This window comes from Xenorhabdus sp. NBAII XenSa04 (genome assembly GCF_963866145.1).
Lineage (GTDB): Bacteria > Pseudomonadota > Gammaproteobacteria > Enterobacterales > Enterobacteriaceae > Xenorhabdus > Xenorhabdus indica.
Genome location: NZ_CAWMEB010000418.1, coordinates 1 through 17,429, shown reverse-complemented (window position 1 = coordinate 17,429; position 17,429 = coordinate 1). Strand labels below are relative to the sequence as shown.

Genomic DNA, 17,429 nt, shown 5'->3' with positions numbered 1-17,429 from the left:
TTAAATCTCATCCACAGAATGGCCCGCCAAAGCCCGGCGGATTGATGTGTCCATGCGACGCGCGGCAAATTCCTGCGTTTGTTTGTCCAATTGTTTAATTGCACTTTCAATCGCATCAGGAGACGTTCCCTGAGCACTCTCAATTAATACTTGTACGGCAGCATCAATTGCCGCATGTTCTTCCTGGCTGAGTAAATCAGCATCTTTTTCCAGTGCACTGGTTAAACTTTCCAGCACTCGTGCTGCTTCTACTTTTTGTTCAGCCAGCTTACGCGCCTGAATATCTTCCTGCGCATTGGTCATTGAATCTTTGATCATCCGGGCAATTTCTTCATCGGACAAACCATAAGAAGGTTTCACCTGAATGGAAGCTTCAACACCTGTCGATTTCTCCAGAGCACTGACACTTAACAAGCCATCAGCATCAACCTGAAAAGTAACACGAATATGAGCACCACCTGCCGGCAGCGAAGGAATTCCACGCAGTGTGAAACGTGCCAATGAACGGCAATCTGCCACCAGCTCGCGTTCACCCTGAACAACATGGATGCTCATTGCACTCTGCCCGTCTTTAAAAGTCGTAAACTCTTGTGCTCTGGCGACAGGAATAGTGGTATTGCGCGGGATCACTTTTTCCACCAAGCCGCCCATGGTTTCAAGGCCCAGTGACAGAGGAATAACGTCCAGTAGCAACATTTCGCTGTCAGGTTTATTACCAACCAAAATATCAGCCTGAATTGCCGCACCAACAGCGACAACTTTATCCGGATCGATAGAGGTTAATGGTTCACGATCAAAAAACTCACCAACCATGCTACGTACGCGCGGTACTCTCGTCGAACCACCTACCATCACAACCTGTAATATTTCATCAGCAGTGACACCCGCATCTTTCAATGCCCGACGGCAAGCCATTAAGGTGCGTTTAATCAGTGGTGTGATTAATTCATTTAATTCATCACGGGTAATACTGCCTTGCCAGTCAGCAATGTTGATTGTCACTGAATCTGTATCACTCAAGGCAATTTTGGTTTGTGTCGCAATGTCCAGCAATTGACGTTGTAAGCCGTGGCTATTATCGATGATACCTGCCTGTTCACGGATCCAGTCTGCTAACAGGTGGTCAAAATCATCTCCGCCAAGCGCTGTATCTCCGCCTGTTGCCAACACTTCAAAGACGCCACGACTTAAACGCAGGATAGAAACATCAAATGTTCCACCACCCAAGTCATAAACTGCAATAACCCCTTCTTGACCCGAATCAAGTCCATAGGCAATAGCGGCTGCGGTTGGTTCATTTAAGAGACGAAGAACATGTAAGCCCGCTAAGCGTGCGGCATCTTTCGTTCCCTGACGTTGTGCATCATCAAAATAAGCAGGAACAGTGATAACAACACCATCAAGTTTACCATTCAAGGTTTCTTCTGCCCGTTGAGACAACGATTTCAATATTTCAGAAGAAACCTGAATAGGATCGACCAGACCTGCCGCAGTATCAATTAACGGTAACCCATTTTCACTAGCCTGAAACTGGTAGGGAAGATTTGGATAACGTTGTTGAATATCAGCCAGAGAACGCCCCATCATACGTTTGACGGAACTTATAGTGTTAACAGGATCAGAAGCCGCCTGTTGGCGTGCCTGCCAGCCAACTTGAATTTCATCTCTGCGGTATTGTACAACAGAAGGAAGCAAATGACGGTTTTCACTATCTGCTAAGGTCTCAGACTGACCACTGCGGACTGTCGCAACCAAGGAGTGTGTTGTGCCAAGATCAATCCCCGCAGCCAGACGACGCTGGTGTGGTGCGGCAGATAAACCAGGTTCACCGATTTGTAATAAAGCCATGTGTGCCTCTATAAAAACTCTTTATACCCGCCTTTCAAGTTGCAGCTTTGTTGGTTGCATCCTCAAATCCATAGGGTATAGCTAAATCAGCAAGCGTTATTCACCAAAAAGCAATTCGGCTAAAAATCATCCAACAATCGTTCTTCCAATTGTTCGACCTGCTGCTGCAATTTATCTAAAAAGCGTAACTTACGGACAGTATCGGCTGCGATTGACCATTGTTCGGTATCCAGTTGCTGTTCCATCTGCTCACTACGAGTTTTAATCATTTTGTTCAAGCGAGATGAAAAACCTGCTAATGCAACATCAGGCTCCGCACTACGTTCAATAGTATCAAGCTCTTCACGCAACTCTAATTGCTGCATCAGGAAAGCAGTATCCTGCATCGTGTGTTGTTCGTTGGATAAATCAAACCCTTGCTGAGACAGCATATATTCTGCACGTTTCAGGGGATGTTTCAGAATCTGATAACCATTATTGATGGTTGCAGCTTGTTGAAGTGCCAACATTTTCTCGCGCTCTGGATGATTGGCAAAACGATCAGGATGAAACTGACGCTGCAACTCCTGATAGCGGGTCGCCAATTGTTGGCGGTCTATCGCGTAACGCGCAGGCAACCCGAATAAAGTAAAGTAGTCCATAAGTTACTCTTGGTTTCGCAAAGTACGGGAGGTTAAACGTTAAAACTTTCCCCACAGCCGCATTCGCTGGAAACATTGGGGTTGTTGAATTTAAAGCCTTCGTTCAGGCCCTCTTTGACAAAATCCAACTCGGTACCATCAAGATAAACAATGCTTTTACCATCAACGATAACTTTCACGCCCTTGTCTTCAAAAACCTGATCTTCATCATTAATTGCATCAGCAAATTCAAGTACATATGCCATACCAGAGCAGCCGGAAGTTCTCACTCCCAGACGCAACCCAACACCTTTCCCACGATTATCAAGAAAAGCTAAAACACGCTGGGCTGCACTTTCTGTCAAAGAAATTGACATACAACACCTCACTTTTAACACTATGATCTTTGAAGCTATGATCTAGGAAATTATCACCTTCAAAACCAGTAAAGGTGGATATTGAAGCAATATCCACCAAATTATTTTCTTCTAGCCAAAAGAATTACTTAGCCTGGCGTTTGTTCTTGTAGTCCGCAATTGCAGCTTTGATCGCATCTTCTGCCAGAATAGAACAGTGAATTTTCACTGGGGGTAGCTCCAGCTCGTCAGCAATCTCCGTATTTTTGATTGCTTCTGCCTGCTCCAGTGATTTACCTTTCATCCACTCTGTTACGAGAGAACTGGAGGCAATCGCAGAACCACAGCCATAAGTTTTAAAACGTGCGTCTTCGATGATACCGTCATCGTTGACCTTGATTTGCAGCCGCATGACATCACCACAAGCGGGTGCACCAACCATGCCACTACCTACTGAAGGGTCTTCACTGTCAAATGATCCAACATTACGTGGATTCTCATAGTGATCAATTACTTTGTCGCTGTAAGCCATATCGTTACTCCTGAAACCGTCTGATTAATGATGAGACCATTCGATGGTGTTAAGATCCACCCCCTGTTTGAACATTTCCCACAATGGAGAAAGTTCACGCAGGCGACCAATCGAGTTGTGAATCAACTTGATTGCATAGTCTATTTCTTCTTCTGTAGTAAAACGCCCCAAAGAGAAACGAATAGAACTGTGTGCCAGCTCATCATTCATGCCCAGTGCACGCAGAACATAAGAAGGCTCCAGACTCGCAGAAGTACATGCTGAGCCAGAAGAAACGGCCAGATCTTTCAGCGACATCATCAATGATTCACCTTCAATATAGTTGAAGCTGACATTCAGAATGTGTGGCGCACCCAGTTCCAAATCACCATTCAGGTAGACTTCTTCAATATCTTTAATGCCATTCCATAAACGCAGGCGCAAACCACGCAAACGCTCTGACTCAGCTATCAATTCTTCTTTTGCAATACGGTAAGCTTCACCCATTCCCACGATCTGGTGAACAGGCAATGTACCGGAACGCATACCACGCTCATGACCACCACCATGTTGCTGTGCTTCAATGCGGACACGAGGCTTACGGCGAACATACAGAGCACCAATACCCATCGGGCCATATAATTTATGAGCAGAGAAAGACATCAGATCAACTTTCAGTTTGCTGAGATCGATAGGCAATTTTCCAACACTTTGCGTTGCGTCAACATGGAAAATAATACCGCGACTACGGCACATTTCACCGATGGTTACGATGTCCTGAACAATACCAATTTCGTTGTTGACGTGCATGATAGAAACTAAAATCGTATCGTCACGCATTGTAGCTTCCAGCTCTTTCACATCGATCATGCCATTGCTCATCGGTGAAAGGTAAGTCACCTCAAAACCTTCGCGTTCCAACTGACGGCAAGTATCCAAAACAGCTTTGTGTTCAGTTTTGCTGGTAATAATGTGCTTGCCTTTTTTCTGATAGAATTTTACTGCACCTTTAATACCAAGGTTATCTGATTCTGTTGCACCTGAAGTAAATACAATTTCACGCGGATCAGCACCAACCAAATCAGCAATTTGATTACGCGCAATATCAACCGCTTCTTCAGCTTGCCAACCAAAACGGTGTGAACGAGAAGCAGGGTTACCGAAAACCCCGTCCATAGTCAGATAGTTCATCATCTTTTCAGCAACACGCGGATCAACTGGGGTTGTTGCTGAATAATCCAAATAAATGGGTAATTTCATTGCTCACATGCTCCGTAAGACTCTTTTAATACTTCTGTTTGCCGCTTTTTAAGCCTGCAGGTTAACGTTAATCATCTCTTGAACCCTGCCATTAGCTGTACGGCGTTTATCGCTGTCTTGACGATCAGCAACATCTAATACTTCTTGATTATTCACTAATTCTTCTAAGCTGATGCTGTTCAGGAAACTCGTGATACGATCACTGAGATCACGCCAAAGCGCATGGGTCAAACAGCGATCACCGCCCTGACAGCCTTCCCTGCCCTGACAGCGAGTTGCATCAACGGATTCATCAACAGCAGAAATCACTTCGGCAACGAAAATATTACCGGCATCTCTGCCCAATAAATAACCGCCGCCTGGACCACGGACGCTAGAAACCAGACCATTCTTACGTAGGCGAGAAAACAACTGCTCAAGATAGGAAAGGGAAATTCCCTGACGCTCAGAAATATCAGCTAATGGCACTGGCCCTTCTTGTGAATGCAATGCCACATCTAACATGGCAGTTACCGCATAACGTCCTTTTGATGTCAGTCTCATAACAAAAACTCCATGGTGAAATATGGGTGAAATTGTGACATTCCTGAGTATTTTAGTCAACTATTTAACCTAGTAATTTACTCAACTATTATTTGGTTGTCTTTCATTCTGTTATCATCCATATTCTCTATTATAGAGACTATTTTCTGCCAGATTCCGGTGATTTCTCAGCCCATTTTTCCATAGAAGTTAAAATACCCCGCAGGATATTCAATTCCTGAATTTCCGGACGTGCGCGGGTATAAAGGCGTCTTAATTTGTTCATTATCTGCCCAGGATGCGCTTTACGAATAAAACCGGAATGGCTTAACACCTGTTCGAGATGCTGATAAAAACGTTCCATATCTTCAGCTAGTGGGTATTCAGCTTCATGATCGGCAGCATTCGCTTTCTCCGATTTTTCCTCAGTAGCAAGGTATGCCATACGAATCTCATAGCTGACCAATTGAACAGCCATGGCCAAATTCAACGAACCATATTCTGGATTAGTCGGAATATAAAGATGATAGTTACACTTCTGGAGTTCTTCGTTCGTCAGCCCCACACGCTCACGGCCGAACACAATAGCTACTGGTGAATTTTTGGCTGTTTTGACACAGCATTCACCACACTCACGTGGTTCAACCATTGGCCAGGAAAGTGTTCGGGAACGAGCACTGGTTCCAATAACCAATTCACACCCAGCCAATGCTTCATCCAGAGAATCCACGATAGTGGCATTACCGATAACATCACTGGCACCGGCTGAAAGTGCAATGGCATGAGAATCAGGTTGGACGAGCGGGTTGACCAAATAAAGGTTGGTCAATCCCATTGTTTTCATAGCCCTGGCAGTTGAACCCATATTGCCCGTGTGGGAGGTTTCTACCAGAATAATGCGGATGTTCTCTAACATGACGGCTTTTAATTTCAGTATAAGAGCCGAATATCTTAACACAGCATTAGTCATTTTGACGAACTACTGCTATAATGCGCGCCAATTTGTTTCCCGTTCTTTAAAATCCTGGTGGAAGATACCCCATGCATCCGATGCTAAACATCGCTATACGCGCTGTGCGTAAAGCCGGCAATTACATTGCCAAAAGTTATGAAACTCCTGATGCTATCGAAGCAAGCCAAAAAGGCAGTAATGACTTCGTCACTAATGTTGATCGTGAAGCAGAAAAGCTGATCATTGACATTATCCGTAAATCTTATCCTAAGCACACTATCATCACTGAAGAGACAGGTGAACATTTAGGTGAAGAAGACGATTTCCAATGGGTGATCGATCCACTGGATGGCACCACTAACTTTATTAAACGTCTCCCTCATTTCGCTGTTTCTATCGCTGTACGCATCAAAGGCCGCACCGAAGTGGCTGTTGTTTACGATCCAATGCGTAATGAACTGTTTACCGCAACCCGTGGTCAAGGTGCTCAATTAAATGGTTACCGTTTGCGCGGTACTAATGCGCGTGATCTGGATGGCACAATCATTGCCACTGGTTTCCCCTTCAAAGCTAAACAACACGCTATCCCTTACATGAATGTATTGGGTAAATTATTTGAGCGCTGTGCAGATTTTCGTCGTACTGGCTCTGCGGCTCTGGATATGGCTTATGTTGCCGCCGGACGTGTTGACGGTTTCTTCGAAATCGGCCTGAAACCATGGGATTTCATGGGGGGTGAACTGCTAGTACGTGAATCTGGCTGTATTGTTACTGACTTCGTTGGTGGTCACAACTATATCAGTTCCGGTAACATCGTTGCAGGCAGCCCACGTATTGTTAAAGACATGCTATCTGAGATGCGCGAAGAATTAACTGAAGCACTGAAACGTTAATTATAAAACAACTATTTGAGCAATGTTATTTTCAGGGCACCAAATTTACTGGTGCCCTTTTTTATTTACGATTTTATTGATAATGAATGTGTTTCTCAATAAACGTATTTCACAACGCATGCATTTCACAACGAATGTATTTGGGCTTCTACTTTAGGCCGTAAGAAAATTGCAGGTAATGCAACCAATGCCATTACCCAATAGATACCGCTTCCCATATGCTCATACAAAAAACCGCCTATTGCGCTCATCACTGCAATACCACCGCCCATCGCTAACGCAGAATAAACCGACTGTAAGCGGATAACTTCATTTTCTTTTCTGGCACCAATAAAGCGCATGGCAGCTAAGTGACAGACTGTAAAAGTTCCACAATGTAGGATCTGAATAATAATCAGAACTGGCAACTCAGTGAATGTTCCCATTAACCCCCAACGAATAACCCCACAAATGGCAGAGAGCAATAGAAGACTACGGGCACTCCAGTGTCGAAATAGCTGTTTACTAAAAGTGAAAACGACAACTTCTGCGACAACGCCCAATGACCAGAGATAACCAATAGTTGATGCAGAATAGCCAGCCTTTTCCCAATAAATAGAACCAAAACTGTAGTAACCTGCGTGAGCTGCTTGTAACAACGTCACACATAATAAAAATTGCCATACCGATTTTTCGGATAATAATTTCCTGAATGATACTGTGTTGGTATTTTCTACCTTAATCTTGCCCTCCGGCATAATAGAAGGTTTTAGCATCATTCCTAGCAACATAATGGCAACACTGAAAATCAGGGAAATAAGGATGATATTGTGATGACCAAATAAATTGATACCAATCCAATTATTGATTTTTTCAAAGGAAAAGCTGAAATCTGACCCTAAATCAATGCCATTGGCTGACATCAATATCCCCGCTAAAGAAGAGCTGATAATAAAGGCAATCGATCCCCATACACGTACCTTGCCATAATCAAAAGTAAACTGTTTTTGCCAGGTTCCCGCTAAAGCATCTGATAAAGGAACCAGAGGTGAAAAAAACAGATTAAAACCTATCATGACAAAGGCAACCCATACCCAGTGACTACTAAAGGAAAAGCTAACAGCAAAGACCAAAGCCAATAAGGAAAGTAATCTTAATGCGTTAATTAATTTAGAAGGATCTTTAACAGTAGGAGAAATAAATAAACTACCGAGAAAACGAGAAACTAACCCGATAGCTAACAGTACACCGATCATAGAAGGAGTAATACCTTCTCCCTGTAACCAAACTGACCAGAAAGGTAAAAATATTCCAAAAGCAAAAAAATAAGTGAAATAACCTAACCCTAGCCAAAATGTTGATGGAACAACCATCCAAATGCCCCCATTTTTTAATGCAAAAAACCCGCTCAAAACTAATGTTATGAGTCGGGCTTGATACCTGATATACCTTTCATCTTTCAAGCTACCGCTTTATTGGCTGCAACTTGAAATCGATTTGGATATAAGCTCAATATTGACGGTATATTAATCTCAATTATGCGTAAACCGGATATTTTGCACAGATATCCAACACATTCTGTTTAACACTTTCAATAACTGCTTCGTCATTGATGTTATCCAACACATCACATATCCAGCCAGCTAATTGACGGGTTTCCGCTTCTTTGAAACCACGACGAGTAATTGCTGGAGTACCAATGCGAATACCCGAAGTGACAAACGGACTGCGAGGATCGTTAGGTACACTGTTTTTGTTAACAGTGATATTGGCACGCCCTAATGCTGCATCCGCTTCTTTACCTGTAATATCTTTATCCACCAGATCCAACAGGAACAGATGGTTGTCAGTACCACCGGAAACAACTTTGTAACCACGTTGCAGGAACACATCTACCATTTCTTTGGCATTTTTCGCAACCTGCTGTTGATATATTTTGAACTCCGGCTCCATTGCTTCTTTCAGTGCAACGGCTTTCCCGGCAATGACATGCATCAACGGACCGCCCTGACCACCAGGGAAAACAGCAGAGTTCAATTTCTTATACAACTCTTCATCACCCCCTTTAGCCAGAATCAGACCACCACGTGGACCTGCCAGAGTCTTATGAGTGGTAGTCGTAACAACATGTGCATGGGGAACAGGGTTTGGATAAACACCCGCAGCAACCAATCCAGCAACATGAGCCATATCAACAAAAAGATATGCACCGATTTCATCAGCAATTTCACGCATTTTCGCCCAATCAACCACACCAGAATAGGCAGAGAAACCACCAATGATCATTTTAGGTTGATGTTTCAGCGCTTGGTTACGAATATCCTCGTAATCGATTTTGCCATTTTCATCAATGCCATAAGGAACAACGTTATATAATTTACCTGAGAAGTTAACCGGAGAGCCGTGAGTCAGATGGCCACCATGTGCCAGATTCATCCCTAAGACAGTGTCACCTGGTTGCAACAGTGTCATATACACCGCAGCATTTGCCTGAGAGCCTGAGTGTGGTTGGACGTTAGCATAATCTGCACCAAACAACTCTTTTGCTCGGTCAATTGCCAGTTGTTCAACGATATCAACATATTCACAACCACCATAGTAGCGTTTACCCGGATAACCTTCCGCATACTTGTTAGTGAGCTGAGATCCTTGAGCCTGCATAACTCTTGGACTGGTGTAGTTTTCAGAAGCAATCAATTCAATATGTTCTTCCTGACGACAAACCTCCTGTTCCATCGCTTGCCACAGTTCGGGATCGTAATTCGCAATATTCATTTCACGCTTTAACATTAGGTTCTCCTGACTCAGCTACATCTCTAAAAAATACCCCTGAGGGCCAGAATTTGACACAGTGTAAACTCTTTTTATCAAATGAGATAGTCTTGACAAGAGATTTTACGCAAACGATTGCTTCTACGCCTGTAGCAGGATGCCCTGTTATCCTGATTACACGCTTTAAATTTATTGTTGCTCTTTGTGATTCCAGTCAAATCTTCATTGCTGCAATACAAATTCTGAGTTTTTGACTTAAATCAAGATAATATCTCTTTCTTGCTTTAATGTATTCCTCAATGGCATAAGTTGCATTTAAAATACATCTTATATTCCTAAGCATTATTCGAGAAAAATTCAGGAGACCATAATGTTAGATAACCAAATTATCGCAACTATAAAGTCCACTATTCCTTTGATCGTTTCTACCGGGCCAAAGTTGACTGCTCATTTTTATGAACGCATGTTCAGACACAATCCTGAATTAAAAGATGTTTTTAACATGAGCCATCAAACTAACGGCGAGCAGCGTGAAGCTCTTTTTAATGCCCTTTGTGCTTACGCTTCTAATATTGATAACTTATCTGCTCTTCTACCGGCTGTAGAAAAGATCGCTCATAAACATACGAGCCTAAATATCCAACCGGAACACTATAAAATTGTCGGTACCCATCTGCTGGCAACAATTGATGAACTATTTCATCCGGCTGATGAAGTTCTCGATGCCTGGAAAAAAGCCTACGATATATTGGCCGATGTTTTTATCAATCGGGAAGAAGCCATTTATCAGGGTAGCGAATCTTCGGCAGGAGGTTGGCGGGGTTTACGTCAATTTCGTGTCAGCCGTAAACAACTGCAGAGTGATATCATTACCAGCTTTGAGTTCGTACCCGTTGATGATGACAAAGTCGCGGATTATAAACCGGGGCAATATTTGAGTATCTATCTGGAAGATCCAACCTTTAAAAACCGCGAAATTCGTCAATATTCATTAACTTCGGCTCCAAATGGCCGCAATTATCAAATTGCTATTAAACGGGAGCCTTATGGCAAAATTTCGAATCATATGCACGACAAAGTACAGGAAGGAGATATCATATCGCTATCTGCACCAAAAGGTGATTTCTTCCTTGATGTCCAGCCTGATACCCCTGTTACCCTCATTTCAGCGGGAGTCGGATTAACTCCGATGATGAGTATGCTGCAATATCTGCACGGTCAGCAGCACCAAAGTGTAATCAATTGGTTTCACGCAGCAGAACATGGCGGCTATCATGCCTTTGCCGATAAGGTGAAAGAAATTGCCCAATCCATGCCGATTCTGAATTCTCAGGTTTGGTATCGTGAACCCAGAGATAAAGATCAGCAGGGCGTACATTATCAACATGCCGGATTGATGGATCTGTCTCTTGTAAAAGAGGCGATAAGTGCTGAAGGGATGCAATTCTATTTCTGTGGGCCGTTGGCTTTCATGCAACATATTGCCAAGCAGCTAATAACCATGGGTATTAACGAGCAACATATTCACTATGAATGTTTTGGCCCACATAAAGTGATCTAACATGAATTTATGCACAATTTTTTGTAAATTTAGTGAAAAGCATAAATTTGGGGATAAGTGATAACGGTTAAGACAGCTCAGTATGTCAGCATTCCACCTCTTATTAAGAGGTGGATTAATTACCCATATTACCGCCGTTATCACTTTTTCAGGCAATTCAACTTTTCAAGCTATTCTCTTTTCTCTTTGCAAAGAATGTGGAATGCGGTTAAACCGCCTCTTCGTCCTGTTCACCAGTACGAATTCGCACAACGCGAGCAACATCAAAGACAAAAATCTTGCCATCACCGATTTTGCCAGTTTGTGCAGTCTGCATAATAGTATCGACACAGGTATCAACAATATCATCCGGTACGACAATTTCTATTTTGACTTTAGGCAGAAAGTCCACCATATATTCTGCACCACGATACAGTTCAGTGTGCCCTTTCTGACGACCAAAACCTTTTACTTCTGTCACCGTCATACCAGTGATACCGACTTCAGCCAGAGCTTCACGCACATCATCGAGCTTGAAAGGTTTGATAATTGCATCAATCTTTTTCATGAAGTTTTCCTGTTATTACCAGTTATTACGCCCGAAACCAGACGTAATCGGATAGCGCCTGTCTTTACCAAAATCACGCTGTGTAATACGTGGACCAATCGGTGCCTGACGACGTTTATATTCATTGATGTCCACCAACCGGATCACCTTACGAATAATAGCTTCATCAAAACCTTCAGCCACTAAGTCAGCCACAGATTTATCTTTTTCGACATATCCCTCAAGGATGGCATCCAACATGTCATACGGTGGTAAGCTGTCCTGATCGAGCTGATCAGGAGCCAGTTCCGCAGATGGTGGACGATCAATGACACGCTGAGGAATAGCAGGAGATACTGTATTACGGTATTTCGCTAATGCAAATACCATAGTTTTTGGAACATCTTTCAAAGCATTAAAGCCACCAGCCATATCACCGTACAGGGTCGAGTAACCTACCGCCGATTCGCTTTTATTGCTGGTTGTCAACACCAAACGACGGCGTTTGTTTGACATTGCCATTAAGACAACTGCCCGGCAACGTGCCTGTAAATTCTCTTCAGTGGTATCTTTCTTTGTACCCGCAAATATAGGCTCCAATTGAGCCATAAACGCATCAAACATAGGTTCGATAGATACTATGTCAAATTCAACACCGAGTAATTCTGCTTGTTCTCTGGCATCATGAATACTCATTTCAGAGGTATAGCGGAATGGCATCATCACAGCCTGTACATGCTCTTTACCCAAAGCATCAACAGCAATTGCCAGTGTCAAACCTGAATCAATACCACCGGATAAACCGAGTAATGCTCCCTTAAAACCATTTTTCTGCACATAATCACGTACAGAGAGCACCAATGCCTTATAAATTTGTGCAAGTGGCGGTAATTGGGGAGCCGGATTTGCCATCGGCTCAATTGTCATTTCATTGAAACGACACTGTTCAACTTGTTCTGCAAAAGCTACCATGCGATGAGTAATTTCACCGTTTACATCAAAAACTTTTGAACAGCCATCAAAGATCAGTTGATCTTGTCCACCAACCTGATTCAGGTAAATTATTGGCAAGTGAATACGCTGACAGTGTGATTTAATCAATGTGCTACGGATATTCGGTTTTTCACGATTAAAAGGAGACGCATTAATGGACAGAATGATATCAGCTCCTGCTTCTTTCAAGGCATCAATCGGCGCATCGAACCACAAATCTTCACAAATCAACAAACCGAGATTATAGCCTTTAAATGGTACAACACAGATTTGCTTGCCCGCTTTGAAATAACGTTCTTCATCAAAAACACCATAATTGGGTAATTGTTGTTTGAAATAACGGGCAACGGTTTCACCTTTCCAGAACAGAGAAAGAGCATTATATATTTTTCCGTCCTGTTGCCACGGATGGCCAACTAAAATACCAACCTGAGAGCTTGCTTCCTGCAAACGTACTAATTGTTCACGACAGCGCTGATGAAAATCAGAACGGAACAGTAGATCTTCAGGAAAATATCCCGACAATGCTAACTCAGAAAACACGACGAGATCAGCGCCCTTTTCTTGCTGTTCTTGCACTGTCTGCAACATGCGATCGCTGTTGCCTTCGATATCCCCTACTAACCAGTTTAATTGAGCAAGGGCGATATTAAGAGTACGACTCATAGAATGCGGCTCTCCTGGGCCATTATTCACTTCTCTGCCTGATGAAGACAGTCAATCTCTTACGGCTTTAAATACCGTTTCAACTTTATGGATTTAAATAACAGAAAGGTTATTCTTTAAAATCGTTAGCATCCAACTCATGACGAGCCAACAATTTATAAAACTCTGTTCGGTTACGTCCTGCCATACGAGCAGCATGGGTAACATTCCCTTTTGTCATTTGCAACAATTTGCGCAAATAATTCAGTTCAAACTGACTACGCGCTTCCACAAATGTCGGCAATGCCGTATTTTCGCCTTCTAATGCCTGCATAACTAAAGCATCACTAATCACCGGAGCTGTCGTCAATGCTACACACTGCTCGATAACATTGACCAATTGGCGGACATTACCCGGCCAACTGGCAGCCATCAGACATTTCATCGCATTAGTGGAAAAGCTGCGCACAAAAGGTTTATGGCGTTTGGCCGATTCACGCAGCAAATGATTTGCCAATAAAGGAATGTCTTCTGCACGTTCATTCAGAGCCGGGATTTTCAGGTTAACTACGTTTAATCGATAATAGAGGTCTTCCCTGAATTCATTACGCTGCATCGCTTTTGGCAAATTACGGTGAGTTGCGGAAATGATCCTGACATCAATATCCAAATCTCGGTTACTTCCCAAAGGACGGACTTTACGCTCCTGCAAGACCCTTAATAATTTGACTTGTAGTGCTGATGGCATATCACCAATTTCATCAAGGAACAGAGTTCCTCCTTGTGCGGCCAGAAATAGGCCTTCCCGGCTACTGACTGCCCCAGTAAATGCACCTTTAGCATGACCAAATAACTCAGACTCCAACAATTGTTCAGGTAAGGCGCCGCAATTAATGGCAATAAAAGGTTTTTTCGCACGCGGGCTTGCACGATGGATAGCCTGAGCCAGAACTTCCTTACCCGTTCCGCTTTGCCCATTAATCAGAACACTAACGTCAGATTGAGCCACCATTTTCGCCTGCTCCAGCAGACGCAACATTAGCGGGCTGCGTGTGACAATTTGTTCACTCCACTTTCCATCTATAGCTGGTGTTGATAATTCCAGCGCATCATCAATAGCTTTATAAAGTGCATCACGATCAACGGGTTTAGTCAGAAAACTAAATACCCCTTGTTGTGTCGCAGCAACAGCATCCGGGATAGAGCCATGTGCTGTGAGAATAATCACCGGCATACCGGGATGCTGTTTTTGGATTTCCGCAAACAACGTCATGCCATCCATTTCATCCATGCGTAAGTCACTAATGACCAAATCCACTTTCTCTTTCAGCAACATGCGTAATGCTTCATGCCCACTTTCCACTGTTGTGACACGAAATCCTTCACTAGTCAGACGCATCCCCAATAATTTTAATAGACTTGGATCATCATCAACTAAAAGAAGATGAGCGGGATTGCGTACGGTCATGGTGATTCAGCTCCTTTTTCTTCTGAAGAATTAGCTTCTGTTTTCGTTTGCGGGGTTAACTCTGATCCTGTTTCTGGCTTGTTTTCCGGTTTAGTTTCCGGTTTAGTATTATTCACCTTATTACCCGTATCAACTGCATGTTCTCTTTCACCTTGTCCGGTTTCACCTGAAACCGGAGAGTTAGAATTGTTCTGGACTTGCTTGCGGGAAGAAAGCTGACGTTCAATATCCGTTAGATTTTCTAATTTGCGGGATATTGAACGCAGTTCATACTCCAAACGGGCCCGTGTCTCTTTCAATCGATCAATTTTGGCATCACTGTCAAATTGTAATCGTTGATATTTTGACTTTTGTTCTGCCAGATTGATTTTTAAATATTGCTGTTCACTCCACAACTGCAACAATGACAATATTGAAGACGGAAATTGCAGGCTATATCGATTCAAACTTTCCATAATCTTACGCCGTTCAATTAATGACGGTGCAGCTTGGTCGATAAGGATACTCTGCTTAAAAACTTGTGACCATTCTGTCGGCGTAAACCGTTTTGCCATATTGCGGGCTTCTACTGGAGGCAGTTTATTCGTACAGTCCATCAATTTTAACCAATAAAGACCATTTTCCGTTGCGGCTGGTTTTGCGATATCCCATATTACATCGCACCCCTTGATGCGATAATCTGTGACACGTTGCTCTGGTATAATAGATTCGGCAATCGTGACTAAATCATCAGAACCGGAATTTGAGACACATCCTGTCAGTAAATAGGGAACAAACAGTAAAACTATGGCACGAAAACGCAGGAGTGAAGCTCGTTCAAACAAGCACGCTATAACCGCCGTTTTTTTCATTGTTCGGGTCTCAATATCTTGCTGCTCCGTTTTCATCATCTCCGTCTTCATCATAAAGTGGTGAATAAACCTGTTGTGCATATTATTTAGTCATTCTCTGCGGTTAATGGCAGTTCAATCCGAAAGCATACATCAGCAAAGTCAGTTTCTATCAGATGAAGTTTCCCTCCCATCCGTTTGATACAGTCCTGCGCAATACTCAAACCAAGGCCACTTCCCTTGACCGCTCCTTTGCGCTGAAGTTTTCCTTGGTAAAATGGTTCAAAAATCATGCTTTTTTCTGAATCAGGGATAGGCGTTCCTGTATTGGCAATGTCAATCTGAATATTTTTATCTAATTGCCGACTGGAAATCCAAATGTTACCGGATTCAGCGCCATAGTGCACTGCATTGGAGTAGAGATTATCAATGACTCGCATCAATAGTTTAGGTTCAGCCCAACAATTATCAGCATCTAATTGGATTTTTGTATAAATATTTTTTGACCGTGCAGGCAACTGATGTGACAGAACAACACTATCAACGAGTTCTTTTAAAGACACCATCTGGTGTTCAGCAGGATTATTCACGATGTTACGATTATATTCGAGCAATTGCTCAATAAGCTGCTGCAAATGTTTACTACTGCTATCCAGAATACTGACCACTTCTTTTTGGTCGGTTGTCAGTGGCCCGGCAATTTCATCCGCCAATAATTCCGTACCTTCACGCATACTGGCGAGAGGTGTTTTCAATTCATGGGAGATATGACGTAAAAATTCATGTCGTTGAGATTCAAGCCAAGATAGACGCTCACTCAACCAAATAATCCGCAATGCCAGTGAACGTAATTCTCTGGGGCCTTTAAAAGATTCAATCTTACTTTCCAGTGTTTGTCCTGCACCTAATCGATTGATCATTCGTTCAATGCCTTTTACCGGCCCAATGATCATCCGGGTAAAAAGTGCGATTAAGAAAGCACTCAGCAGGAATAGAATTAAACTTTGCCAGCCAAAAAACCGCCCCTTATCAGCAATGTCTTTCTGCAATTGCTCACCACGGGCGAAAATGATATTGCGTGTTTCCTGTACTAACTGATTATTGGCATTTGAGAACTGCTCAAGCAGTTTAGCCGACTCAGGCTCTGGTACGCCATTATTACAAGTGATATTTGTCAGGCCCGACAAAAGTTGATTAAATTTATCCTTATATTCTCTATTAGCCAGCATCGCCATCTGATTATTCAACATACTGGTATACTGTTGATATTGACGTTGATAGAGTTTTTCCAGCCGGATATCTCCCAATACACAATACTGACGGTAGCTGCGTTCCATCTCAAGAGCGACACTTATCATTGCTTCACTACGCCGGGCATCAGATAGCGTTGCGCGGTTAATTTCTGCCGCTTGTGTACTGAGCTGATCAAGACTTTGATATGCCTGATATGCCAGTACCAACAACGGCAATAGCACCAGCCAGAAAGCCATTACAACCAATTGACGCAATGAGCGGGGAAATAAACGCCATTTTTTCAGAGAAATCATCTTATAACCTGTAATTACATTGATGCTAACCGACATAAATAGCTATAAAGAGTGGTATGTCAAGATGATACTTGTGCACAAGATGCGGAGGAAGACATTGTCTCCAATAATGACGGCGGGGTAGTATTTTTTCTACTACCCCCGCC

General features: G+C 43.0%; 16 protein-coding genes. 2 read left to right on the top strand and 14 right to left on the bottom strand.

The window, feature by feature from the left end:
- The 7 genes from hscA to trmJ all read right to left on the bottom strand — a co-directional run bounded on the left by hscA (position 1) and on the right by trmJ (position 6,033).
- A complete protein-coding gene (gene hscA / locus AAC147_RS16635) occupies positions 1–1,848 on the bottom strand; it encodes a Fe-S protein assembly chaperone HscA (RefSeq protein WP_047683059.1) in 1,848 nt (615 codons plus the stop codon).
- Between the two features lie 119 nt (positions 1,849–1,967).
- Positions 1,968–2,489 carry a co-chaperone HscB gene (hscB, locus tag AAC147_RS16630; RefSeq protein WP_047683057.1) on the bottom strand — a complete coding sequence of 174 codons (522 nt, stop codon included), beginning with the start codon at positions 2,487–2,489 and terminating at the stop codon, positions 1,968–1,970.
- A 32-nt stretch (positions 2,490–2,521) separates the two neighbouring features.
- Positions 2,522–2,845 carry an iron-sulfur cluster assembly protein IscA gene (iscA, locus tag AAC147_RS16625; RefSeq protein WP_047683054.1) on the bottom strand — a complete coding sequence of 108 codons (324 nt, stop codon included), beginning with the start codon at positions 2,843–2,845 and terminating at the stop codon, positions 2,522–2,524.
- A 124-nt stretch (positions 2,846–2,969) separates the two neighbouring features.
- Positions 2,970–3,356 carry a Fe-S cluster assembly scaffold IscU gene (gene iscU, locus AAC147_RS16620; RefSeq protein WP_047683052.1) on the bottom strand — a complete coding sequence of 129 codons (387 nt, stop codon included), beginning with the start codon at positions 3,354–3,356 and terminating at the stop codon, positions 2,970–2,972.
- A gap of 24 nt (positions 3,357–3,380) precedes the next feature.
- Positions 3,381–4,595: an IscS subfamily cysteine desulfurase gene (locus AAC147_RS16615; protein WP_047683050.1), complete on the bottom strand. Its 1,215-nt coding sequence runs from the start codon at positions 4,593–4,595 to the stop codon at positions 3,381–3,383.
- A gap of 48 nt (positions 4,596–4,643) precedes the next feature.
- Positions 4,644–5,138 (bottom strand): Fe-S cluster assembly transcriptional regulator IscR, encoded by a 495-nt coding sequence (gene iscR, locus AAC147_RS16610; RefSeq protein ID WP_047683048.1) that lies wholly within the window; start codon positions 5,136–5,138, stop codon positions 4,644–4,646.
- 139 nt (positions 5,139–5,277) lie between these two features.
- Positions 5,278–6,033, bottom strand: coding sequence for a tRNA (cytosine(32)/uridine(32)-2'-O)-methyltransferase TrmJ (gene trmJ, locus AAC147_RS16605; protein WP_047683125.1), 756 nt, complete (start codon positions 6,031–6,033; stop codon positions 5,278–5,280).
- A gap of 125 nt (positions 6,034–6,158) precedes the next feature.
- Between trmJ and suhB the strand changes: the two genes are divergently transcribed.
- Entirely contained in the window at positions 6,159–6,962 is an 804-nt protein-coding gene (suhB, locus tag AAC147_RS16600) for an inositol-1-monophosphatase (protein WP_038267838.1), read from the top strand.
- 125 nt (positions 6,963–7,087) lie between these two features.
- Here the strand turns inward: suhB and AAC147_RS16595 are convergent, their stop codons facing one another.
- Complete coding sequence (locus AAC147_RS16595) at positions 7,088–8,314, bottom strand: 3-phenylpropionate MFS transporter (protein WP_047683046.1); 1,227 nt, start codon at positions 8,312–8,314, stop codon at positions 7,088–7,090.
- Positions 8,315–8,477: 163 nt separating this feature from the next.
- On the bottom strand, positions 8,478–9,731 hold the full coding sequence (gene glyA, locus AAC147_RS16590; protein ID WP_047683044.1) for a serine hydroxymethyltransferase: 1,254 nt from the start codon (positions 9,729–9,731) through the stop codon (positions 8,478–8,480).
- Between the two features lie 337 nt (positions 9,732–10,068).
- Here glyA and hmpA point away from each other — a divergent pair, with 337 nt between their 5' ends.
- A complete protein-coding gene (hmpA, locus tag AAC147_RS16585) occupies positions 10,069–11,274 on the top strand; it encodes an NO-inducible flavohemoprotein (protein WP_255347676.1) in 1,206 nt (401 codons plus the stop codon).
- A 208-nt stretch (positions 11,275–11,482) separates the two neighbouring features.
- Here hmpA and glnB read toward each other — a convergent pair whose 3' ends face one another.
- The 5 genes from glnB to AAC147_RS16560 all read right to left on the bottom strand — a co-directional run bounded on the left by glnB (position 11,483) and on the right by AAC147_RS16560 (position 17,283).
- Complete coding sequence (glnB, locus tag AAC147_RS16580; protein WP_047683040.1) at positions 11,483–11,821, bottom strand: nitrogen regulatory protein P-II; 339 nt, start codon at positions 11,819–11,821, stop codon at positions 11,483–11,485.
- A 15-nt stretch (positions 11,822–11,836) separates the two neighbouring features.
- Positions 11,837–13,459, bottom strand: a complete 1,623-nt coding sequence (locus tag AAC147_RS16575; RefSeq protein ID WP_047683038.1) for an NAD+ synthase — start codon at positions 13,457–13,459, stop codon at positions 11,837–11,839.
- A gap of 109 nt (positions 13,460–13,568) precedes the next feature.
- Positions 13,569–14,906: a two-component system response regulator GlrR gene (gene glrR, locus AAC147_RS16570; RefSeq protein ID WP_047683036.1), complete on the bottom strand. Its 1,338-nt coding sequence runs from the start codon at positions 14,904–14,906 to the stop codon at positions 13,569–13,571.
- Positions 14,903–15,796: a two-component system QseEF-associated lipoprotein QseG gene (gene qseG / locus AAC147_RS16565; protein WP_156115379.1), complete on the bottom strand. Its 894-nt coding sequence runs from the start codon at positions 15,794–15,796 to the stop codon at positions 14,903–14,905. Before qseG ends, glrR begins: the two co-directional genes overlap by 4 nt.
- Positions 15,797–15,843: 47 nt before the next feature.
- Positions 15,844–17,283 (bottom strand): sensor histidine kinase, encoded by a 1,440-nt coding sequence (locus AAC147_RS16560; protein WP_047683032.1) that lies wholly within the window; start codon positions 17,281–17,283, stop codon positions 15,844–15,846.
- Positions 17,284–17,429 lie beyond the last annotated feature (146 nt).